Annotated in this window: 21 protein-coding genes; 20 read left to right on the top strand and 1 reads right to left on the bottom strand. The window is 71.2% G+C overall.

Features of this window, described 5'->3' with window-relative positions; translation table 11 throughout:
* Nucleotides 1–116 precede the first annotated feature (116 nt).
* The 7 genes from aroC to nusB all read left to right on the top strand — a co-directional run bounded on the left by aroC (nt 117) and on the right by nusB (nt 6,228).
* Nucleotides 117–1,301: a chorismate synthase gene (gene aroC, locus ACQB60_RS16590; RefSeq protein ID WP_496926760.1), complete on the top strand. Its 1,185-nt coding sequence runs from the start codon at nt 117–119 to the stop codon at nt 1,299–1,301.
* Nucleotides 1,302–1,345: 44 nt separating this feature from the next.
* Entirely contained in the window at nt 1,346–1,828 is a 483-nt protein-coding gene (locus ACQB60_RS16585; protein ID WP_384843458.1) for a shikimate kinase, read from the top strand.
* Nucleotides 1,825–2,919: a 3-dehydroquinate synthase gene (gene aroB, locus ACQB60_RS16580; RefSeq protein WP_384843435.1), complete on the top strand. Its 1,095-nt coding sequence runs from the start codon at nt 1,825–1,827 to the stop codon at nt 2,917–2,919. The genes ACQB60_RS16585 and aroB overlap by 4 nt, the downstream gene beginning before the upstream one ends.
* A gap of 154 nt (nt 2,920–3,073) precedes the next feature.
* The gene (locus tag ACQB60_RS16575; RefSeq protein ID WP_496926759.1) at nt 3,074–3,919 is read left to right on the top strand and encodes a Pro-rich N-terminal domain-containing protein; all 846 of its coding nucleotides are present in this window, start codon (nt 3,074–3,076) and stop codon (nt 3,917–3,919) included.
* 129 nt (nt 3,920–4,048) lie between these two features.
* Nucleotides 4,049–5,161, top strand: coding sequence for an aminopeptidase P family protein (locus ACQB60_RS16570; protein ID WP_496926758.1), 1,113 nt, complete (start codon nt 4,049–4,051; stop codon nt 5,159–5,161).
* 60 nt (nt 5,162–5,221) lie between these two features.
* On the top strand, nt 5,222–5,788 hold the full coding sequence (gene efp / locus ACQB60_RS16565) for an elongation factor P (RefSeq protein WP_496926757.1): 567 nt from the start codon (nt 5,222–5,224) through the stop codon (nt 5,786–5,788).
* 2 nt (nt 5,789–5,790) lie between these two features.
* Nucleotides 5,791–6,228, top strand: coding sequence for a transcription antitermination factor NusB (gene nusB, locus ACQB60_RS16560; RefSeq protein WP_496926756.1), 438 nt, complete (start codon nt 5,791–5,793; stop codon nt 6,226–6,228).
* Nucleotides 6,229–6,420: 192 nt separating this feature from the next.
* On the opposite strand, the gene bldD is transcribed toward nusB, so the two are convergent.
* Nucleotides 6,421–6,921, bottom strand: a complete 501-nt coding sequence (gene bldD / locus ACQB60_RS16555) for a transcriptional regulator BldD (protein ID WP_055698930.1) — start codon at nt 6,919–6,921, stop codon at nt 6,421–6,423.
* 196 nt (nt 6,922–7,117) lie between these two features.
* Between bldD and pyrR the strand changes: the two genes are divergently transcribed.
* The 13 genes from pyrR (at nt 7,118) to rpoZ (ending at nt 20,640) form a co-directional block, all read left to right on the top strand.
* Nucleotides 7,118–7,705: a bifunctional pyr operon transcriptional regulator/uracil phosphoribosyltransferase PyrR gene (pyrR, locus tag ACQB60_RS16550; RefSeq protein ID WP_496926755.1), complete on the top strand. Its 588-nt coding sequence runs from the start codon at nt 7,118–7,120 to the stop codon at nt 7,703–7,705.
* Nucleotides 7,706–7,831: 126 nt separating this feature from the next.
* Complete coding sequence (locus ACQB60_RS16545; protein WP_496926754.1) at nt 7,832–8,866, top strand: aspartate carbamoyltransferase catalytic subunit; 1,035 nt, start codon at nt 7,832–7,834, stop codon at nt 8,864–8,866.
* Nucleotides 8,867–8,871: 5 nt separating this feature from the next.
* Nucleotides 8,872–10,158 carry a dihydroorotase gene (locus ACQB60_RS16540; RefSeq protein ID WP_496926753.1) on the top strand — a complete coding sequence of 429 codons (1,287 nt, stop codon included), beginning with the start codon at nt 8,872–8,874 and terminating at the stop codon, nt 10,156–10,158.
* Nucleotides 10,155–10,739: a PH-like domain-containing protein gene (locus ACQB60_RS16535; protein ID WP_496926752.1), complete on the top strand. Its 585-nt coding sequence runs from the start codon at nt 10,155–10,157 to the stop codon at nt 10,737–10,739. Before ACQB60_RS16540 ends, ACQB60_RS16535 begins: the two co-directional genes overlap by 4 nt.
* Nucleotides 10,736–11,878, top strand: a complete 1,143-nt coding sequence (gene carA / locus ACQB60_RS16530) for a glutamine-hydrolyzing carbamoyl-phosphate synthase small subunit (RefSeq protein WP_496926751.1) — start codon at nt 10,736–10,738, stop codon at nt 11,876–11,878. The genes ACQB60_RS16535 and carA overlap by 4 nt, the downstream gene beginning before the upstream one ends.
* Nucleotides 11,871–15,179 (top strand): carbamoyl-phosphate synthase large subunit, encoded by a 3,309-nt coding sequence (gene carB, locus ACQB60_RS16525; RefSeq protein WP_496926750.1) that lies wholly within the window; start codon nt 11,871–11,873, stop codon nt 15,177–15,179. Before carA ends, carB begins: the two co-directional genes overlap by 8 nt.
* A gap of 67 nt (nt 15,180–15,246) precedes the next feature.
* Nucleotides 15,247–16,353, top strand: coding sequence for a quinone-dependent dihydroorotate dehydrogenase (locus ACQB60_RS16520; RefSeq protein WP_496926749.1), 1,107 nt, complete (start codon nt 15,247–15,249; stop codon nt 16,351–16,353).
* Nucleotides 16,350–17,195, top strand: a complete 846-nt coding sequence (pyrF, locus tag ACQB60_RS16515) for an orotidine-5'-phosphate decarboxylase (protein ID WP_496926748.1) — start codon at nt 16,350–16,352, stop codon at nt 17,193–17,195. The genes ACQB60_RS16520 and pyrF overlap by 4 nt, the downstream gene beginning before the upstream one ends.
* A 119-nt stretch (nt 17,196–17,314) precedes the next feature.
* Nucleotides 17,315–18,223 carry a dihydroorotate dehydrogenase electron transfer subunit gene (locus tag ACQB60_RS16510; RefSeq protein ID WP_496926747.1) on the top strand — a complete coding sequence of 303 codons (909 nt, stop codon included), beginning with the start codon at nt 17,315–17,317 and terminating at the stop codon, nt 18,221–18,223.
* Nucleotides 18,220–19,176: a dihydroorotate dehydrogenase gene (locus ACQB60_RS16505; protein ID WP_496926746.1), complete on the top strand. Its 957-nt coding sequence runs from the start codon at nt 18,220–18,222 to the stop codon at nt 19,174–19,176. Before ACQB60_RS16510 ends, ACQB60_RS16505 begins: the two co-directional genes overlap by 4 nt.
* Nucleotides 19,177–19,397: 221 nt before the next feature.
* Entirely contained in the window at nt 19,398–19,721 is a 324-nt protein-coding gene (locus ACQB60_RS16500) for an integration host factor (protein ID WP_069814075.1), read from the top strand.
* Nucleotides 19,722–19,759: 38 nt separating this feature from the next.
* Nucleotides 19,760–20,317 carry a guanylate kinase gene (gene gmk / locus ACQB60_RS16495; protein WP_384847478.1) on the top strand — a complete coding sequence of 186 codons (558 nt, stop codon included), beginning with the start codon at nt 19,760–19,762 and terminating at the stop codon, nt 20,315–20,317.
* Between the two features lie 50 nt (nt 20,318–20,367).
* A complete protein-coding gene (gene rpoZ, locus ACQB60_RS16490) occupies nt 20,368–20,640 on the top strand; it encodes a DNA-directed RNA polymerase subunit omega (RefSeq protein ID WP_005319902.1) in 273 nt (90 codons plus the stop codon).
* Nucleotides 20,641–20,664 lie beyond the last annotated feature (24 nt).

Below are 20,664 nucleotides of genomic sequence, written 5' to 3'. Positions count from 1 at the left end.
TGGACCGGCGACCAGGACAGCCGTCCAGTCGTGGGAGGATCTAGGGGCAAGGCGGGCCGGGGCCGCGCACCCGGTCGCGCCACAAGCAGTGCCGGGCGCGAGCAGGAGGAGCACCGTTGAGCAGGTTGCGTTGGCTGACGGCGGGGGAGTCCCACGGACCCGCACTTGTCGCGACGCTGGAGGGACTTCCCGCCGGCGTCCCGATCACCACCGACATGGTGGCGGATCACCTGGCCCGGCGCCGCCTCGGCTACGGCCGCGGCGCCCGGATGAAGTTCGAGCGTGACGAGGTCACCTTCCTCGGCGGCGTGCGCCACGGCCTGACCATGGGCTCCCCGGTCGCGATCATGGTGGGCAACACCGAGTGGCCCAAGTGGGAGCAGGTCATGGCGGCCGACCCGGTCGACCCCGACGTGCTCAAGGACGTGGCCCGCAACGCCCCGCTGACCCGCCCCCGGCCCGGCCACGCCGACCTCGCGGGCATGCAGAAGTACGGCTTCGACGAGGCCCGTCCGGTCCTGGAGCGCGCCTCCGCCCGGGAGACCGCGGCCCGGGTCGCCCTCGGTGCCGTGGCCCGCTCCTACCTGAAGGAGACGGCCGGGATCGAGATCGTCAGCCATGTGACGGAGCTGGCGAGCGCCAAGGCCCCCTACGGCGTCTACCCGACCCCCGCCGACGTCGAGAAGCTGGACGCGGACCCGGTCCGCTGCCTGGACGCCGACGCGAGCAAGGCGATGGTCGCCGAGATCGACCAGGCCCACAAGGACGGCGACACCCTGGGCGGTGTGGTCGAGGTCCTCGCGTACGGGGTGCCGGTGGGCCTCGGCTCGCACGTGCACTGGGACCGGCGTCTGGACGCCCGCCTGGCCGCCGCCCTCATGGGCATCCAGGCCATCAAGGGAGTCGAGGTCGGCGACGGCTTCGACCTCGCGCGGGTGCCGGGCTCCAAGGCCCACGACGAGATCGTCACCACCGAGGACGGCATCAGGCGCACCTCCGGCCGTTCCGGCGGCACCGAGGGCGGGCTGACCACCGGTGAACTGCTGCGCGTGCGCGCCGCGATGAAGCCCATCGCGACGGTGCCGCGCGCCCTGGCCACCATCGACGTGGCCACCGGCGAGGCCGCGAAGGCGCACCACCAGCGCTCTGACGTGTGCGCGGTCCCGGCCGCGGGCATCGTCGCCGAGGCGATGGTCGCCCTCGTCCTGGCCGACGCGGTCGCCGAGAAGTTCGGCGGCGACAGCGTGCCCGAGACGCGGCGCAACGTGGCCTCGTACCTCGACAACCTGCAGTACCGGTGAGCGGCGGGGCGGACGGCGGCCCGCTGGTCGTGCTCGTCGGGCCCATGGGCGTGGGCAAGTCGACGGTGGGCGGGCTGCTCGCCGAGCGGCTCGGCTGCGGCTACCGGGACACCGACGCCGACATCGTGGCCGCGCAGGGCCGGGAGATCTCGGAGATCTTCGTCGACGAGGGCGAGCCCTTCTTCCGTGACCTCGAGCGGGCCGCGGTGCGCGCCGCCGTCGCCGAGCACGACGGGGTCCTCGCCCTGGGCGGCGGCGCGATCCTCGACGAGGGGACCCGCGCGCTGCTCGCCCCGCTGCCCGTCGTCTATCTCTCGATGGACGTCGAGGAGGCCGTCAAGCGCACCGGCCTCAACCAGGCGCGGCCCCTGCTGGTCGGGAACCCGCGCAAGCAGTGGCGCGAGCTGATGGAGGCCCGCCGCCACCTGTACACCGAAGTCGCGCGCGTCGTCGTCGCCACCGACGAGCGCACCCCCGAAGAGGTCGCCCAGGCGGTCCTCGACGCACTGGAGTTGAAGCAGGCATGACGGAGCAGACGCCCACCCGCATCCAGGTCGGCGGGACGGCCGGAACCGACCCGTACGAGGTCCTCGTCGGGCGCCAACTCCTCGGCGAGCTGGGCGCGTTGATCGGCAAGCAGGCCAAGCGCGTCGCCGTGATCCACCCGGAGGCGCTCGCCGAGACCGGTGACGCGCTCCGTGCCGACCTCGCCGAGCAGGGCTTCGAGGCCGTCGCCATCCAGGTGCCCAACGCCGAGGAGGCCAAGACGGCCGAGGTCGCGGCGTACTGCTGGAAGGCGCTCGGGCAGTCCGGCTTCACCCGCACCGACGTCATCGTCGGCGTGGGTGGCGGCGCCACCACCGACCTCGCCGGGTTCGTGGCGGCGACCTGGCTGCGCGGGGTGCGCTGGATCGCCGTACCGACGACGGTGCTCGCCATGGTGGACGCCGCGGTCGGCGGCAAGACCGGCATCAACACCGCCGAGGGCAAGAACCTCGTCGGCTCCTTCCACCCGCCCGCGGGCGTGCTGTGCGACCTGGCCGCCCTGGACTCGCTCGCGGTGAACGACTACGTGTCCGGGCTCGCGGAGATCATCAAGGCCGGCTTCATCGCCGACCCGGTGATCCTCGACCTCATCGAGGCCGACCCCGAGGCCGCCCGCACCCCGGCGGGCCCGCACACTGCGGAGCTCATCGAGCGCTCCATCAAGGTCAAGGCCGAGGTCGTCTCCGGCGACCTCAAGGAGTCGGGCCGCCGCGAGATCCTCAACTACGGGCACACGCTGGCGCACGCCATCGAGAAGAACGAGCGCTACAAGTGGCGCCACGGCGCCGCCGTCGCCGTCGGCATGCACTTCGCGGCCGAACTCGGCCGCCTCGCCGGGCGGTTGGACGATGCGACGGCCGACCGCCACCGCACCGTCCTGGAGTCCGTCGGCCTGCCCCTGAGCTACCGCTACGACCAGTGGCCCAAGCTCCTGGAGACCATGAAGGTCGACAAGAAGTCCCGCGGCGACCTGCTGCGCTTCATCGTCCTGGACGGCCTGGCCAAGCCCACGGTCCTGGAGGGTCCGGACCCGGCGGTGCTGCTCGCCGCGTACGGAGAAGTAGGCGAGTGATGACACCGAGTACCGCTTGGTAATAAACAAGCCACGGGCACCCCGTGGCCGCCCCGGCCGTTCACACAACGTCGGCCGGGGCAGGTACCGTTCAGTACGCAGGCGGCCCCGGCCGCCCGACCAGCGTCAGACGTACGAGACGGAGTGGCACCGGATGCAGCACGCAGTGGGGTCTCCGTTGCCGCCGCCCCCTCAGCCGGGGCACGGACCGGCCACCGCCTGGTCCCCGGCAGCGCACCACCCCGGCGCTCCGGCCCCGGGCCCCGCACCCGGCTTCGCGGGCGCCCCCATGGGCCCGGCCGCCCCCGCACAGCACGCTCCGGTGCCCCCGCACGCGCAGATCCCGCCGACCCCGGACACCACGGGACACGTCCAACTCCCGCCCGGCGGCCCGGTCGCCGTGCCGAGCCCGCCGCCCGGACTGGCCCAGGCCGACACCGGCGCCACCACGCTCGCCGTGCTCCTCATCGGCCCCGCGGGCGCGGGCAAGACGAGCGTCGCCAAGTTCTGGGCCGAGCACCGCAGGGTGCCGACCGCGCACATCAGCCTCGACGACGTACGGGAGTGGGTGCGCTCCGGCTTCGCCGACCCCCAGTCCGGCTGGAACGACAACTCCGAGGCCCAGTACCGCCTGGCCCGCCGCACCTGTGGCTTCGCCGCGCGCAACTTCCTGGCCAACGGCATCTCGTGCATCCTCGACGACGCCGTCTTCCCGGACCGGCCGGTCGTCGGGCTCGGTGGCTGGAAGCGGCACGTGGGGCCGGGGCTGCTGCCCGTCGTGCTGCTGCCGGGGCTCGAGATCGTCCTGGAGCGCAACGCCCAGCGCAGCGGCAACCGCCGCCTCACCGACGAGGAAGTGGCCCGCATCCACGGCCGGATGGCCGGCTGGTACGGCTCCGGGCTCCCCATCATCGACAACTCCCAGCTGGACGTGCCCGCCACCGCCCGCGTCCTGGACGACGTGCTGGCCCGCTCCATCGCCAGCCCGCCCCAGTGGTAGCCGCCAACCCGGCAGGAACGGTTTAGCCGGGGCACTCTCCGGCCCGGCACCCCCTAGCACAGACGTCCCTGACGCCCGGTCGGACGCGCTGAAGCGGCCGCGCCCCGCCGGCGCTCATAGGCTCGCCCCATGTCAGAGGTGTATGCGGCGCGCAGGGAGCGGCTGAGGGAACAGTGCACGGCCGGCGGAGCGGCGTCGGCCCTGGTCTCCCGCCCGGCCAACGTCCGCTATCTCGCGGGTGCGGCGCCCCACGGCGCCGTGGTCCTGCTGGGGCGCGGCGGCGACGACGATCTGCTCCTGTGCACGCGCCCGCCCGGCGCCGAGCAGGGCGAGGGGCGGCCCGACGAGTCGCTGCGCGTGCAGCTCCTGCAGACGCCGGGAGGAGACGCCGCCGTGGCGGGCGCCGACCTCGCGGCCACGCGGGGCATCGAGTCCCTCGCCGTGGAGGAGCACCATCTGACCGTCGCGCGCCACCGCGCCCTGGACTCGGTCGCGGCCCGGCTGCGCCTCATGGACCTGGGCAAGGCGGTCGAGCAGCTGCGGCTGGTCAAGGACGAGGAGGAGATCTCCTGTCTGCGCATCGCGGCGGAGATCGCCGACCAGGCCCTGGGGGAGCTCCTCGAATCGATCCTGGTGGGGCGGACCGAGCGGCATCTCGCCCTGGAGCTGGAGCGCCGCCTCGTCGACCACGGCGCCGACGGACCCGCCTTCCCGACCTCCGTCGGCACCGGCCCGAACTCGGGGCGCGGCCGGCACCGCCCGTCCGACCGGCGGGTCGAGGAGGGCGACTTCCTCTCCGTGTGCCTGGGCGCGAACTACCGCGGCTACCGCTGTGAGATCGGCCGTACGTTCGTCATCGGGACCTCGCCCGCCGACTGGCAGATCGAGCTGTACGACCTGGTCTTCGCGGCGCAGCGGGCCGGGCGCGAGGCCCTGAAGCCGGGTGCCGCCTACCGGGACGTGGACCACGCGGCGCGGCAGGTCCTGGACTCCGCGGGGTACGCGGACGGGCTCGCTCCGCTGTCCGGCCACGGCGTGGGGCTCGAAATCGACGAGGACCCGCAGTTGGCGCCCGCGGCCATGGGTAAACTGGACGCTTGCGTGCCGGTCACCGTCGAACCGGGGGTTCACCTCCCCGGCAGGGGCGGGGTCCGGATCGATGACACGCTCGTCGTGCGCCCCGAGGCGGACGGCGGACCCGAGCTACTCACCATCACGACCAAGGAGCTGCTCGCGCTCTAGCTCTGAGCTGTGCGCGTGCCCCGTGGTCGTCCACCAGTCAGTCCAGGAGATTCCGCAACCGTGGCTTCCACGAACGACCTCAAGAACGGCATGGTGCTCAAGCTCGACGGCGGCCAGCTGTGGTCCGTCGTCGAGTTCCAGCACGTCAAGCCCGGCAAGGGCCCGGCCTTCGTGCGCACCAAGCTCAAGAACGTGCTCTCCGGCAAGGTCGTCGACAAGACGTTCAACGCCGGCGTCAAGGTCGAGACGGCCACTGTCGACAAGCGCGACATGCAGTTCTCCTACATGGACGGCGAGTACTTCGTCTTCATGGACATGGAGACGTACGACCAGCTGCACGTCGACAAGAAGGCCGTCGGCGACGCCGCCAACTTCCTGATCGAGGGCTTCACGGCCACCGTCGCGCAGCACGAGGGCGAGGTGCTCTTCGTCGAGCTGCCGGCCGCCGTCGAGCTCGTCGTCCAGGAGACCGAGCCGGGCGTCCAGGGCGACCGCTCCACCGGTGGCACCAAGCCCGCCACCCTGGAGACCGGCCACCAGATCCAGGTCCCGCTCTTCATCACCACCGGTGAGAAGATCAAGGTCGACACCCGTGACAGCGGCTACCTCGGCCGGGTGAACAGCTAACCGTGGCTGCCCGGAACACGGCCCGCAAGCGAGCCTTCCAGATCCTCTTCGAGGCCGATCAGCGCGGCGCCGACGTCCTGACGGTGCTCGCGGACTGGGTGCGCCACGCGCGGTCCGACACCCGGCAGCCGCCGGTGAGCGAGTACACGATGGAGCTCGTCGAGGGGTACGCCGCCAAGGCCGCCCGCATCGACGAGCTGATCGCCCAGTACGCCGTCGGGTGGACCCTGGACCGGATGCCGGTCGTGGACCGCAACATCCTGCGGCTCGGCGCCTATGAGCTGGTCTGGGTCGACGGGACGCCGGACGCCGTCGTCCTGGACGAGGCCGTCCAGCTGGCCAAGGAGTTCTCCACGGACGAGTCGCCCTCGTTCGTGAACGGCCTGCTCGGCCGCTTCAAGGACCTGAAGCCCGGCCTCCGCCGGGGCGAGGGCGAGTAAGTCCTCAGGCCCTCAGGCAGACACCCCGAGGGGCCCGCAGCCGTCCACCGGCCGCGGGCCCCTCGGGGTTTTCTGTGGCTGCCTCTCGGGGGCCTCTGTGGGCTCGACCAAAGAAAGCGCCGGGGTGGCCGGAACCTGCGACGGTTTCCGGCCACCCCGGCGGCACGTTTCTGCTGAAGTCCAGGAAGGGATTCAGACCTCTTCGTGGGCCACGGCGCGGCGCGCGTCCGCGTCCAGGACGCCCCAGCTGATGAGCTGTTCCGTGAGGACCGAGGGGGACTGGTCGTAAATGACGGCGAGGGTGCGCAGGTCGTCCTGGCGGATGGAGAGCACCTTGCCGTTGTAGTCGCCGCGCTGGGACTGGATCGTCGCCGCGTAGCGCTGCAGGGGGCCGGCCTTCTCGGCCGGGACGTGCGCCAGGCGCTCCAGGTCGAGCACGAGCTTCGGCGGGGGCTCGGCCGCGCCGCCCGGGGCGGTGCCCGGGAGCAGCTCCTGGACCGGGACGCCGTAGAAGTCCGCCAGCTCGGCGAGGCGCTGCACGGTCACGGCACGGTCGCCGCGCTCGTACGACCCGACGACAACCGCCTTCCAGCGCCCCTGGGACTTCTCCTCGACGCCGTGGAGGGAAAGGCCCTGCTGGGTACGGATGGCGCGGAGCTTGGCCCCGAGCTGTTTGGCGTATTCGCTGGACATATAGCTCCCCGGACGCAGACTGGTAACTCACTGTGAGGTTACGCAGCGTTACTTGTCTGCGTCAAGCCGAACGGTCTATACCGCTCCTTTGGTGGGGGCCGGCGTGAGCATCGTTGTCGGGCCTGGTACCGTGGTTGGCGCAATTTCGACGTCCTTTAAGGTCCGTCCCGTGAGGCGGAGAAGGAGGTCCTTTTCCATGGACACGCATGACTCGCACGACCCCGATGTCGCCCGGCCCGTTCTCGAGGGTCCGGACATCGCGCGGGTACTGACCCGCATCGCCCACGAGATCGTCGAGCGCGCCAAGGGCGCCGACGACGTGGTGCTTCTCGGCATTCCGACCCGTGGCGTCTTCCTCGCCCGGCGCCTCGCCGACAAGCTCGAAGAGATCACCGGCGGCAAGATCCCGGTCGGCTCCCTCGACATCACCATGTACCGCGACGACCTGCGCATGCACCCGCCGCGCGCCCTCGCCCGCACCGAGATCCCCGGTGACGGCATCGACGGCCGGCTCGTCGTCCTCGTCGACGACGTGCTGTTCTCCGGCCGCACCATCCGCGCCGCCCTCGACGCCCTGAACGACATCGGCCGCCCGCGCGCGGTGCAGCTCGCCGTTCTCGTCGACCGCGGCCACCGTGAACTGCCCATCCGCGCCGACTACGTGGGCAAGAACCTGCCCACGTCGCTGCGCGAGACGGTCAAGGTCCAGCTTTCCGAGGAGGACGGTCGCGACACCGTGCTGCTCGGGGTCAAGCCCGCCGCCGCGTCCTCCGGCGAGCAGTAGCAAGCCGCACCCGTCGTCGCGTACGCCACCGTGCACCTTCCGTGCGCACACGTGTGCCGACCTGCGCCTCACCGGGGCGATCCCCCGGGCCCCTGATGTCCTGAACTGCCTTACGGAGCCTTCCAGATGATGCGACACCTCATCTCGGCCGCCGACCTCACCCGTGACGACGCCGTCCTCATCCTCGACACCGCCGAGGAGATGGCCCGCGTCGCCGACCGGCCGATCAAGAAGCTGCCCGCGCTGCGCGGCCGCACGGTCTGCAACCTCTTCTTCGAGGACTCGACCCGGACCCGGATCTCCTTCGAGGCCGCCGAGAAGCGGCTCTCCGCGGACGTGATCAACTTCGCGGCCAAGGGATCCAGCGTCTCCAAGGGCGAGTCCCTCAAGGACACCGCCCAGACCCTGGAGGCGATGGGCGTCGACGCCGTCGTCATCCGGCACAGCGCCTCCGGCGCCCCCTACCGCCTGGCCAACTCCGGCTGGATCGACGCCCCGGTGATCAACGCCGGTGACGGCACCCACCAGCACCCCACCCAGGCCCTGCTCGACGCCTTCACCATGCGGCGCCGCCTGATCGGGCCCGACGCGGGCCTCGGCCAGGACCTGGCGGGCAAGCGCATCACGCTCGTCGGCGACGTCCTGCACAGCCGCGTCGCCCGCTCCAACGTCGACCTGCTGCACACCCTCGGCGCCGAGGTCACCCTCGTCGCGCCGCCCACGCTGGTGCCGGTCGGCGTGGAGACCTGGCCCTGCGAGGTCAGCTACGACCTGGACGGCGTACTGCCGAAGTCCGACGCCGTGATGATGCTGCGCGTCCAGCGCGAGCGCATGAACGCCGCCTTCTTCCCGACCGAGCGCGAGTACTCGCGCCGCTACGGCCTGGACGGCGACCGGATGGCGAAGATGCCCGAGCACGCCATCGTGATGCACCCCGGACCCATGGTCCGTGGCATGGAGATCACCGCCGAGGTCGCCGACTCCGACCGCTGCACGGTCGTCGAGCAGGTCGCCAACGGGGTGTCCATCCGCATGGCCGTCCTCTATCTGCTGCTGGGCGGCAACGAGCCCGCCGTCACCCACTCTCGCCCACCCGTCTCCCACCACCACCCTTCTGACGAGCGCTCCGCGCGCGCCACTTTCTCGGACGAGGAGAAGTAAGAACCATGAGCAAGATCCTGATCCGTGGTGCGAAGGTGCTCGGCGGCGAGCCGCAGGACGTCCTGATCGACGGCGAGTTCATCGAGGCCGTGGGCAGCGGACTGAGCGCGGAGGGTGCCGAGGTCGTCGAGGCCGACGGCAAGGTGCTGCTGCCGGGTCTCGTGGACCTGCACACGCATCTGCGCGAGCCCGGCCGTGAGGACTCCGAGACCGTCCTGACCGGTACGCGGGCGGCCGCGAGCGGCGGTTTCACGGCCGTGTTCGCCATGGCCAACACCTTCCCGGTCGCCGACACGGCGGGCGTCGTCGAGCAGGTCTACCGGCTCGGCAAGGAGTCCGGCTACTGCGACGTGCAGCCCATCGGCGCCGTGACCGTCGGCCTCGAGGGCAAGAAGCTCGCCGAGCTCGGTGCCATGCACGAGTCGGCGGCCGGCGTCACCGTCTTCTCCGACGACGGCAAGTGCGTCGACGACGCCGTGATCATGCGCCGCGCCCTGGAGTACGTGAAGGCGTTCGGCGGGGTCGTCGCCCAGCACGCGCAGGAGCCGCGGCTCACCGAGGGCGCCCAGATGAACGAGGGCATCGTCTCCGCGGAGCTCGGGCTCGGCGGCTGGCCCGCGGTGGCCGAAGAATCGATCATCGCCCGGGATGTCCTGCTCGCCGAGCACGTCGGCTCGCGGGTGCACATCTGCCACCTGTCGACCGCCGGGTCCGTCGAGATCGTGCGCTGGGCCAAGTCCCGCGGCATCGACGTCACCGCCGAGGTCACCCCGCACCACCTCCTCCTCACCGACGAGATGGCCCGCACCTACAACCCGGTCTACAAGGTCAACCCGCCGCTGCGCACCGAGCGCGACGTCATGGCGCTGCGCGAGGCCCTCGCCGACGGCACGATCGACATCGTCGCCACCGACCACGCCCCGCACCCGCACGAGGACAAGGACTGCGAGTGGGCCGCGGCCGCCATGGGCATGGTGGGCCTGGAGACCGCGCTCTCCGTCGTCCAGCAGACGATGGTCGAGACCGGGCTGCTGACCTGGGCCGCCGTCGCGGACCGGATGTCCTTCAAGCCCGCGGAGATCGGCGGGGCCAAGGGCCACGGCCGTCCCGTCTCGGCAGGTGAGCCCGCCAACCTCGTTCTCGTCGATGCGGATTACCGTGGAAGCGTGGACCCCACGGGCTTCGCCTCCCGCAGCCGCAACACCCCCTACGAGGGCCGTGAGCTGCCGGGCCGCGTCACCCACACCTTCCTGCGGGGCCGCGCCACGCTCATCGACGGGAAGCTCGCGTGACAGCTCTTTCGCCCCTGCTGGACCTGGCCGCCGAGAAGAAGTCGGCGGACGTCACGGACTGGGCCGCCCGCGCGGCCTGGGTCGTCGGCCTGCTGCTCTTCATCGCGCTCGTCTACTGGCTGATGCGCGAGGGCTGGAAGTGGCGCGGCACGCTCCAGGGCGACCTGCCCGAGCTCCCTGCCGTGCCGGATGACCCCGGCCCGGCGAAACTGGAGCTGAGCGGCCGCTACCACGGCTCGACCACGGCCGGGCAGTGGCTCGACCGCATCGTCGCGCACGGCCTGGGCACCCGCAGCCGCGTCGAGCTGACCCTCACGGACGCGGGACTTGCCGTGGTGCGACCGGGAGCCACCGACTTCTTCGTCCCGGCCCCGCAACTGCGGGAGGCTCGGCTGGACAAGGGCATCGCGGGCAAGGTCCTCACCGAGGGCGGCCTGCTGATCGTCACCTGGGAGCACGGCGACAAGCTGATCGACTCGGGCTTCCGCTCGGACCACGCCGCCGAGCAGACGGAGTGGGCCGAGGCCATCAACAACATGATCAACACGAACTCGCACACGACGGAAGGCACCGCACGATGACGACCTCCACCCGGGGAGCCGCGAAGGCTCCCGCCGTACTCGTCCTGGAGGACGGCCGCATCTTCCGCGGTCGCGCCTACGGGGCCGTGGGGGAGACCTTCGGCGAAGCGGTGTTCTCCACGGGCATGACCGGCTACCAGGAGACCCTCACCGACCCCTCGTACCACAAGCAGGTCGTCGTCATGACGGCCCCGCACGTGGGCAACACCGGGGTCAACGACGAGGACCCCGAGTCGCAGCGCATCTGGGTCTCCGGCTATGTGGTGCGCGACCCCGCGCGCGTGCCCTCCAACTGGCGCTCGCAGCGCTCCCTGGACGACGAGCTCACCGCGCAGGGCGTCGTCGGCATCAGCGGCATCGACACCCGCGCCCTCACCCGCCACCTGCGCGAGCGCGGCGCCATGCGCGTCGGCATCTTCTCCGGCGCGGCCGTCGCCGAGGACGCGGCGCTGCTGACCCGCGTCAAGGAGGCCCCCGAGATGCAGGGCTCCAGCCTGTACGGGGAGGTCGCCACCAAGGAGACGTACGTCGTCCCGGCGATCGGCGAGAAGAAGTTCACCGTCGCCGCCGTCGACCTCGGCATCAAGGGCATGACCCCGCACCGCATGGCCGAGCGCGGCATCGAGGTGCACGTCCTGCCCGCCACCGCGACCGCCGAGGACGTGTACGCGGTCGACCCCGACGGCGTGTTCTTCTCCAACGGCCCCGGCGACCCCGCGGCCGCCGACGGCCCGGTCGCCGTGATGCGCACCGTCCTGGAGCGCGGCACCCCGCTGTTCGGCATCTGCTTCGGCAACCAGATCCTGGGCCGGGCGCTCGGCTTTGGCACGTACAAGCTCAAGTACGGCCACCGTGGCATCAACCAGCCCGTCCAGGACCGCACCACCGGCAAGGTCGAGGTCACCGCGCACAACCACGGCTTCGCCGTCGACGCGCCCCTCGACCAGGTCTCCGAGACCCCCTTCGGGCGTGCCGAGGTCTCGCACGTCTGCCTGAACGACCGCGTCGTCGAGGGGCTGCGGCTGCTCGACCGGCCCGCGTTCAGCGTCCAGTACCACCCCGAGGCGGCCGCGGGCCCGCACGACGCCGCGTACCTCTTCGACCGCTTCGTTTCTCTGATGGAGGGCCAGCGTGCCTAAGCGCACCGATATCCAGTCCGTCCTGGTCATCGGCTCCGGCCCGATCGTCATCGGCCAGGCCGCCGAGTTCGACTACTCCGGCACCCAGGCGTGCCGGGTCCTGAAGGCCGAGGGCCTGCGGGTCATCCTCGTGAACTCCAACCCGGCGACGATCATGACCGACCCGGAGATCGCCGACGCCACGTACGTCGAGCCGATCACCCCCGAGTTCGTCGAGAAGATCATCGCGAAGGAGCGCCCCGACGCGCTGCTCCCGACCCTCGGCGGCCAGACCGCGCTCAACACCGCGATCTCCATGCACGAGCAGGGCGTCCTCGCCAAGTACGACGTGGAGCTCATCGGCGCCAACGTCGAGGCGATCAACAAGGGCGAGGACCGCGACCTCTTCAAGGGCGTCGTCGAGGAGGTCAACAAGAAGATCGGCCACGGCGAGTCCGCCCGCTCGTACATCTGCCACTCCATGGACGACGTCCTCAAGGGCGTCGACGAGCTCGGCGGCTACCCGGTCGTGGTCCGCCCCTCCTTCACCATGGGCGGCGCCGGCTCCGGCTTCGCGCACGACGAGGAGGAGCTGCGCCGCATCGCCGGGCAGGGCCTCACGCTCTCGCCGACCACCGAGGTGCTCCTGGAGGAGTCCATCCTCGGCTGGAAGGAGTACGAGCTGGAGCTGATGCGCGACAAGAACGACAACGTCGTGGTCGTCTGCTCCATCGAGAACTTCGACCCGATGGGCGTGCACACCGGCGACTCGATCACCGTCGCGCCCGCGATGACGCTCACCGACCGTGAGTACCAGATCCTGCGGGACGTCGGCATCGCGATCATCCGCGAGGTCGGCGTGGACACCGGCGGCTGCAACATCCAGTTCGCCATCAACCCCGACGACGGCCGGGTCATCGTCATCGAGATGAACCCCCGGGTGTCGCGTTCGTCCGCGCTCGCCTCGAAGGCCACCGGCTTCCCGATCGCCAAGATCGCCGCCAAGCTGGCCGTCGGCTACACGCTCGACGAGATCCCGAACGACATCACCGAGAAGACCCCGGCCTCCTTCGAGCCGACCCTCGACTACGTGGTCGTGAAGGCCCCGCGCTTCGCCTTCGAGAAGTTCCCGAGCGCCGACTCCACCCTCACCACCACCATGAAGTCGGTGGGCGAGGCCATGGCCATCGGCCGCAACTTCACCGAGGCGCTGCAGAAGGCGCTGCGCTCCCTGGAGAAGAAGGGCTCGCAGTTCACGTTCGTGGGCGAGCCCGGCGACAAGGCCGAGCTCCTGGCCGCGGCCGTGCGGCCGACCGACGGGCGCATCAACTCCGTCATGCAGGCCATCCGCGCGGGCGCGACCCCCGAGGAGGTCTTCGACGCCACGAAGATCGACCCGTGGTTCGTCGACCAGCTCTTCCTCATCAAGGAGATCGCGGACGAGCTCGCGGCCGTCGAGCGCCTGGACGCCGACCTGCTCGCCGAGGCCAAGCGGCACGGCTTCTCCGACGCCCAGATCGCCGAGATCCGCGGCCTGCGCGAGGACGTCGTGCGCGAGGTCCGGCACGCCCTCGGGGTGCGCCCGGTCTACAAGACGGTCGACACCTGCGCCGCCGAGTTCGCCGCCAAGACCCCGTACTTCTACTCCTCGTACGACGAGGAGACCGAGGTCGCGCAGCGCGACAAGCCCGCGGTGATCATCCTCGGCTCGGGCCCCAACCGCATCGGCCAGGGCATCGAGTTCGACTACTCCTGCGTCCACGCCTCCTTCGCGCTGAGCGACGCGGGCTACGAGACCGTGATGGTCAACTGCAACCCGGAGACGGTCTCCACGGACTACGACACCTCCGACCGCCTCTACTTCGAGCCGCTGACGCTCGAGGACGTGCTGGAGATCGTCCACGCGGAGTCCCTCGCGGGCCCGCTGGCCGGTGTCGTCGTACAGCTCGGCGGCCAGACCCCGCTGGGCCTGTCGCAGGCGCTCAAGGACAACGGCGTGCCGGTCGTGGGCACCTCGCCCGAGGCCATCCACGCCGCCGAGGACCGCGGCGCCTTCGGCCGGGTGCTCGCGGAGGCCGGTCTGCCGGCGCCCAAGCACGGCACCGCGACGACGTTCGCCGAGGCGAAGGCGATCGCCGACGAGATCGGCTACCCGGTCCTCGTCCGCCCGTCGTACGTGCTCGGCGGCCGCGGCATGGAGATCGTGTACGACGAGGCGCGCCTTTCCGCGTACATCGAGGAGTCGACCGAGATCAGCCCCTCGCGGCCGGTCCTCGTCGACCGCTTCCTCGACGACGCCATCGAGATCGACGTGGACGCGCTCTACGACGGCCAGGAGCTCTACCTCGGCGGCGTCATGGAGCACATCGAGGAGGCCGGCATCCACTCCGGCGACTCGGCGTGCGCGCTGCCCCCGATCACGCTCGGCGGCTTCGACATCAAGCGGCTGCGGGCCTCGACCGAGGGCATCGCCAAGGGCGTCGGGGTCCGCGGGCTCATCAACATCCAGTTCGCGATGGCCGGGGACATCCTGTACGTCCTGGAGGCCAACCCGCGCGCCTCGCGCACCGTCCCCTTCACCTCGAAGGCGACCGCGGTGCCGCTGGCCAAGGCCGCCGCGCGCATCTCGCTCGGCGCCACCATCGCCGAGCTGCGCGCCGAGGGCCTGCTGCCCAAGGAGGGCGACGGCGGCACGCTGCCCATGGACGCGCCGATCTCCGTCAAGGAGGCCGTCATGCCGTGGTCGCGCTTCCGCGACATCCACGGCCGCGGCGTCGACACCGTGCTCGGCCCGGAGATGCGCTCCACCGGTGAAGTCATGGGCATCGACTCGGTGTTCGGGACGGCCTACGCCAAGTCCCAGGCGGGTGCCTACGGTCCGCTGCCGACCAAGGGCCGCGCCTTCATCTCGGTCGCCAACCGCGACAAGCGCTCGATGATCTTCCCGGCGCGCGAACTGGTCGCGCACGGCTTCGAGTTGCTCGCCACGTCCGGCACCGCCGAGGTCCTCAAGCGCAACGGCATCAACGCCACGATCGTGCGCAAGCAGTCCGAGGGCGAGGGCCCGAACGGCGAGAAGACCATCGTCCAGCTGATCCACAGCGGCGAGGTCGACCTCATCGTCAACACCCCGTACGGCACCGGCGGCCGCCTCGACGGCTACGAGATCCGCACGGCGGCCGTGGCCCGCTCGGTGCCGTGCCTGACGACGGTGCAGGCGCTCGCCGCCGCCGTCCAGGGCATCGACGCGCTCAACCACGGTGACGTGGGCGTCCGTTCACTCCAGGAACACGCCGAACACCTGACCGCGGCCCGCGACTAGCAGCCCACCGAGGGGGACACCGGAGACGGTGTCCCCCTTCTGGTGAGGACACCCGAGGACACGTCACATGTACAAACTCTTCTTCAACCTCGTCTTCAAGCGGATGGACCCGGAGCGGGCCCACTACATGGCCTTCCGCTGGATCCGGCTCGCGGCCCGCATCCCCGTCCTGCGCACCTTCGTCGCCGCCGCGCTCGCGCCCCGCTACAAGGAACTGCGCACCGAGGCGTTCGGCCTGCGCATGCACGGCCCGTTCGGGCTCGCGGCCGGGTTCGACAAGAACGCCGTGGCGATCGACGGGATGTCGATGCTCGGCTTCGACCACATCGAGATCGGCACCGTCACGGGGGAGCCGCAGCCCGGCAACCCCAAGAAGCGGCTCTTCCGCCTGGTCCCCGACCGGGCCCTGATCAACCGCATGGGCTTCAACAACGAGGGCTCGGCGGCCGTCGCGGAGCGGCTGTCCGCTCGTACGGCGGTCTTCAAGACCGTCGTGGGCGTCAACATCGGCAAGACCAAGGTCGTGCCCGAGGAGGAGGCCGCCGCCGACTACGTGAAGTCCACCGAGAGGCTCGCACGCCACGCCGACTACCTCGTGGTCAACGTGTCCTCGCCGAACACGCCCGGCCTGCGCAACCTCCAGGCCACCGAGTCGCTGCGGCCGCTCCTGACCGCCGTACGGGAGGCCGCCGACCGCAGCGTCCAGGACCGCCGTGTCCCGCTGCTCGTCAAGATCGCCCCCGACCTCGCGGACGAGGACATCGACGCCGTGGCGGACCTCGCCGTCGAGCTCGGCCTGGACGGGATCATCGCCACGAACACGACCATCGCGCGCGAGAGCCTCGGTTTGAAGTCCGAACCCGCCCTCTACGGAGAGACCGGCGGACTGTCCGGCGCGCCTCTCAAGGAGCGCTCCCTGGAGGTGCTGAGGCGCCTCTACGCGCGCGTGGGCGACCGCATCACCCTCGTGGGCGTCGGCGGCATCGAGAACGCCGAGGACGCCTGGCAGCGGATCCTCGCGGGCGCCACCCTCGTGCAGGGCTACAGCGCGTTCATCTACGAGGGCCCCTTCTGGGGGCGCGCCATCCACAAGGGTCTCGCCGCACGCCTCCGGACGAGCCCGTACGCCACCCTCGCCGAGGCAGTCGGCGCCGACGTCAAGGAGACCGCATGAGTGCTCTCGAACCCTTCGGTGCGCGGCTGCGCCAGGCCATGGACGCACGCGGCCCGCTCTGCGTCGGCGTCGACCCGCACGCCGCGCTGCTGTCCGCGTGGGGCCTTCAGGACGACATCCAGGGCCTGGAGACCTTCACGCGCACGGTGGTCGAGTCCCTCGCGGAGACCGTCGCCGTCTTCAAGCCGCAGAGCGCCTTCTTCGAGCGCTTCGGCTCGCGCGGAATCGCCGTACTGGAGAAGGCAGTCGAGGACCTGCGGGCGGCCGGTGCGCTCGTCGTCATGGACGCCAAGCGCGGTGACATCGGCTCCACGATGGCGGCCTACGCGGAGACCTTCCTGCGCAAGGACTCCCCGCTGTTCAGCGACGCGCTGACCGTCTCGCCCTACCTCGGCTACGGCTCCCTGAAGCCCGCGGTGGACCTCGCGCGCGAGAGCGGCGCCGGGCTCTTCGTGCTGGCCCTCACCTCGAACCCGGAGGGTGCCGAGGTGCAGCGGGCCGTCCGCGAGGACGGCCGCACGATCGGCGCGACGATGCTGGCCCACCTCGCCGAGGAGAACGCGGGCGCGGCACCGATGGGCTCCTTCGGAGCCGTCGTCGGCGCCACGCTCGGCGACCTGTCCTCCTTCGACCTGGACATCAACGGTCCGCTGCTCGCCCCCGGCATCGGCGCCCAGGGAGCGACCGCCGCCGACCTGCCCCGCGTCTTCGGCGCGGCCGTCGGCAACGTCGTGCCCAACGTCAGCCGCGGGGTGCTGCGGCACGGGCCGGACGCGGCGGGGCTGCGGGACGCGGCCGCGCGGTTCGCGGACGAGGTGCGGGAGGCCGTCGCGGCGGCGTGAGTGCTCCCCGTCTCCGCCGAGCCCGGACCCCGAGGTGGGTCCGGGCTCGGGCCTTTTGCGGAGGAGTTCCGGGCCTTGGGCCCTGACCAGCGGTGATGCCCGGCCGGGACGATGAAAGGGTGCGTCCGACACCCGCTCCCACCGCCACCCAAGCGACCGCCGAGATCCTCCGGCTGGACGACGCCGGCGCCTACCACCGGCTCGTGCTCCGGGCCGGGGACGCCGCCGCCCACGTCCGCCCCGGGCACTTCGCCGCCCTCGCGATCGGCGGGCGCGACTCCTCGATGCTGCTGCGCCGCGCCTTCTCCATCCACCGCGCCGACCCCGCCGCCGGAACCGTCGAGCTGGTCTTCGCCGAGCGCGGCCGCGGCACGAGAGCCCTCGCCCGGCACCGCCCCGGGGACACCGTCGACCTGATCGCGCCGCTCGGGACGCCGTTCCCGCTCCCGGAGAGACCCGTCAACGCCGTTCTGGTGGGCGGGGGTTACGGCAGCGCACCGCTCTTCGGGCTCGCCGAGCGGATCCTGGAGCGCGGCGGCAGGGTCGCCTTCGCCCTCGGCGCGGCGAGCGCCGACCGCCTCTTCGGAGTCGACCTGGCCCGCGAACTCACGCCCCACGTAAGGGTGTTGACCGACGACGGCAGCCACGGCGAGCGCGGCCGCGTCACCGACCCGCTGCCCGCCCTGATCCGCTCGGTCGACGCCGACACGGTGCACGCCTGCGGCCCGATGCCGATGCTCCGCACGGTCACCGAGCTGGCCACCGCGCACGGGGCCCGCGCCTACACCGCGGTCGAGGAGGCGATGGCCTGCGGGATCGGCGTGTGCATGAGCTGCGTCCTGCCCGTGGTCTGCGCCGACGGCACCACCCGCTTCCTGCGCTCCTGCACCTCGGGCCCGGTCTTCGACGGCGCGACGGTGCGCTGGGAGGACGCGGGCGCCCTCCCGCCCGACCTGGAGGGGGCGGCGGCGATGACCCCGCGGGGCGGCGCCATGACCTCCCGTACGACGGAAGGAGCCGCGCGATGAAGACCGGGAAGGTCGACATGTCGGTACCACTGGGCGACCGGATCACGCTCCCGAACCCGGTCGGCACCGCCTCCGGCTGCGCGGGCTACGGCCGCGAGCTCGACCGCTTCGTGCCACTCGACGCCCTCGGCACGATCACCACCAAGACGGTCATGCCGTACCCGCGCTCCGGCCGCCCGACGCCGCGCATGGCCGAGACGCCCAGCGGGATGCTCAACTCCATCGGGCTCCAGGGCGCGGGCGTCGAGCACTTCGCCGAGCAGGAGCTGCCCTGGCTCGCGGAGCGCGGCGCCCGGGTCCTGGTCTCGGTGGCGGGGGAGAGCGCCGAGGAGTTCGCGGCGGCGGCCGCGCGCCTGAAGGGCCTGCCCGGCGTCGTCGGCATCGAGGCCAACATCTCCTGCCCGAACGTCGCCAACCGCGGCCTGGTCTTCGCCTGCGACCCCACGTCCTCGTACGAGGTCGTACGGGCCGTGCGCACGGCCGCCGACCCGGCCGTCCCCGTCTACGCCAAACTCAGCCCCGACGTCACCTCGATCACCGACATCGCGGCCGCCTGTACGGAGGCGGGCGCCGACGGCCTCTCGATGATCAACACCGTCCTCGGCATGGCCATCGACACCGACACGCTCCGCCCGGCCCTCGCGGGCACCACCGGCGGCCTCTCCGGACCGGCGATCGGACCCGTCGCCGTCCGCTGCGTGTACCAGGTGTACGCGGCCATGCGCGCAGGGTCAGTGCGCACCGTGCCGATCCTCGGGATGGGCGGCGTCAGATCCGGACTCGACGCCCTGGAGCTCGTCCTCGCGGGCGCTTCCGGAGTGGCCGTCGGGACCGCGATCTTCAACGATCCCACCGCGCCTCTCCGTGTGCTCAGAGAGCTCGAATCGGCCCTAGAAGCACGCGGATTCACCTCCGTACGGGACGCCGTGGGCCTCGCGCACGGTCCGCGCTGAGTGCTCACCAGGCCAAATCCTGTGCGAAATGCCCGATATGTACGGCTCGGCAGAGGCTGACCAGGACTTTTCGTCTGTTCTCGCTGACTCCAGCGGCCATGGCCGCTAGTCTCCGACGAGAGCCAACGGGCAAGCGCGTTGCACGTTGCTCACCAGGTGTGGGGCGACTAGGTTCCTCACCGGTCCGTATCCGACAGTTCGACATCCGAGGTGACGTAGGCGTGGCTCTTCCGCCCCTTACCCCTGAACAGCGCGCAGCCGCGCTCGAAAAGGCCGCCGCGGCTCGCCGGGAGCGGGCCGAGGTCAAGAATCGACTCAAGCACTCCGGCGCCTCCCTTCACGAGGTCATCAAGCAGGGCCAGGAGAACGATGTCATCGGCAAGATGAAGGTCTCCGCGCTCCTTGAGTCCCTGCCGGGCGTGGGCAAGGTCCGCGCCAAGCAGATCATGGAGCGGCTCGGCATCTCCGAGAGTCGCCGCGTGCGCGGTCTCGGCTCCAACCAGATCGCGTCCCTTGAGCGCGAGTTCGGCGGCAACGCCGCCTGACGTTCTCGGGCACTCCTGAGAACCTGGATAATCGCTGCATGAGTGAACGTCCGCGGCTGACCGTGCTCTCCGGCCCCTCCGGGGTCGGCAAGAGCACGGTCGTCGCCCATATGCGCAAGGAACACCCCGAGGTCTGGCTCTCGGTCTCCGCGACGACCCGCAGGCCGCGCCCCGGCGAGAAGCACGGTGTCCAGTACTTCTTCGTCTCCGACGACGAGATGGACAAGCTGATCGCCAACGGCGAGCTCCTGGAGTGGGCCGAGTTCGCGGGCAACCGCTACGGCACGCCCCGCAAGGCGGTCATGGAGCGCCTGGAGGCGGGTGAGCCCGTCCTCCTGGAGATCGACCTGCAGGGTGCCCGTCTGGTGCGCGAGTCGATGCCGGAGGCGCAGCTGGTCTTCCTCGCCCCGCCGAGCTGGGACGAGCTGGTGCGCCGGCTCACCGGCCGCGGTACCGAGGCGCCCGAGGTCATCGAGCGCAGGCTCGACGCCGCCAAGGTCGAGCTCGCGGCCGAGCCGGAGTTCGATACGACCCTGGTCAATACCTCCGTCGAGGATGTGGCGCGTGAGCTGCTAGCCTTGATGAAAGTTCTTTGATCTTTACCCCAGTCGGGACGCCGGTCCCGGCCCCCATCGGAAGGCAGAGAGTGTCCTCTTCCATCACCGCGCCCGAGGGCATCATCAACCCGCCGATTGATGAGCTGCTCGAGGCCACCGACTCGAAGTACAGCCTCGTGATCTACGCCGCCAAGCGCGCGCGCCAGATCAACGCGTACTACTCGCAGCTCGGTGAGGGCCTGCTCGAGTACGTCGGCCCGCTGGTGGACACCCACGTCCACGAGAAGCCGCTCTCGATCGCGCTCCGCGAGATCAACGCGGGTCTGCTGACGTCCGAGGCCATCGAGGGCCCGGCGCAGTAACGCTCGTTGTATCGGTAGTTTTCA

The organism is Streptomyces odontotermitis (assembly GCF_050510915.1).
Taxonomy (GTDB): domain Bacteria; phylum Actinomycetota; class Actinomycetes; order Streptomycetales; family Streptomycetaceae; genus Streptomyces.
Note: the sequence above shows the minus strand (reverse complement) of the source record. Positions and strands in the feature narration are given on the sequence as shown.

Excerpts from the sequence above, each read along its gene's own strand:
- ACQB60_RS16575 (WP_496926759.1), top strand. The coding sequence starts at position 3,074 with ATGCAGCACGCAGTGGGGTCTCCGTTGCCGCCGCCCCCTCAGCCGGGG.
- pyrF (WP_496926748.1), top strand. The coding sequence starts at position 16,350 with ATGAGTGCTCTCGAACCCTTCGGTGCGCGGCTGCGCCAGGCCATGGAC.
- ACQB60_RS16505 (WP_496926746.1), top strand. The coding sequence starts at position 18,220 with ATGAAGACCGGGAAGGTCGACATGTCGGTACCACTGGGCGACCGGATC.
- bldD (WP_055698930.1), bottom strand. The coding sequence starts at position 6,921 with ATGTCCAGCGAATACGCCAAACAGCTCGGGGCCAAGCTCCGCGCCATC.
- aroB (WP_384843435.1), top strand. The coding sequence starts at position 1,825 with ATGACGGAGCAGACGCCCACCCGCATCCAGGTCGGCGGGACGGCCGGA.
- ACQB60_RS16545 (WP_496926754.1), top strand. The coding sequence starts at position 7,832 with ATGATGCGACACCTCATCTCGGCCGCCGACCTCACCCGTGACGACGCC.
- pyrR (WP_496926755.1), top strand. The coding sequence starts at position 7,118 with ATGGACACGCATGACTCGCACGACCCCGATGTCGCCCGGCCCGTTCTC.
- ACQB60_RS16540 (WP_496926753.1), top strand. The coding sequence starts at position 8,872 with ATGAGCAAGATCCTGATCCGTGGTGCGAAGGTGCTCGGCGGCGAGCCG.
- carA (WP_496926751.1), top strand. The coding sequence starts at position 10,736 with ATGACGACCTCCACCCGGGGAGCCGCGAAGGCTCCCGCCGTACTCGTC.
- ACQB60_RS16520 (WP_496926749.1), top strand. The coding sequence starts at position 15,247 with ATGTACAAACTCTTCTTCAACCTCGTCTTCAAGCGGATGGACCCGGAG.
- gmk (WP_384847478.1), top strand. The coding sequence starts at position 19,760 with ATGAGTGAACGTCCGCGGCTGACCGTGCTCTCCGGCCCCTCCGGGGTC.
- ACQB60_RS16585 (WP_384843458.1), top strand. The coding sequence starts at position 1,346 with ATGGGCGTGGGCAAGTCGACGGTGGGCGGGCTGCTCGCCGAGCGGCTC.
- ACQB60_RS16570 (WP_496926758.1), top strand. The coding sequence starts at position 4,049 with ATGTCAGAGGTGTATGCGGCGCGCAGGGAGCGGCTGAGGGAACAGTGC.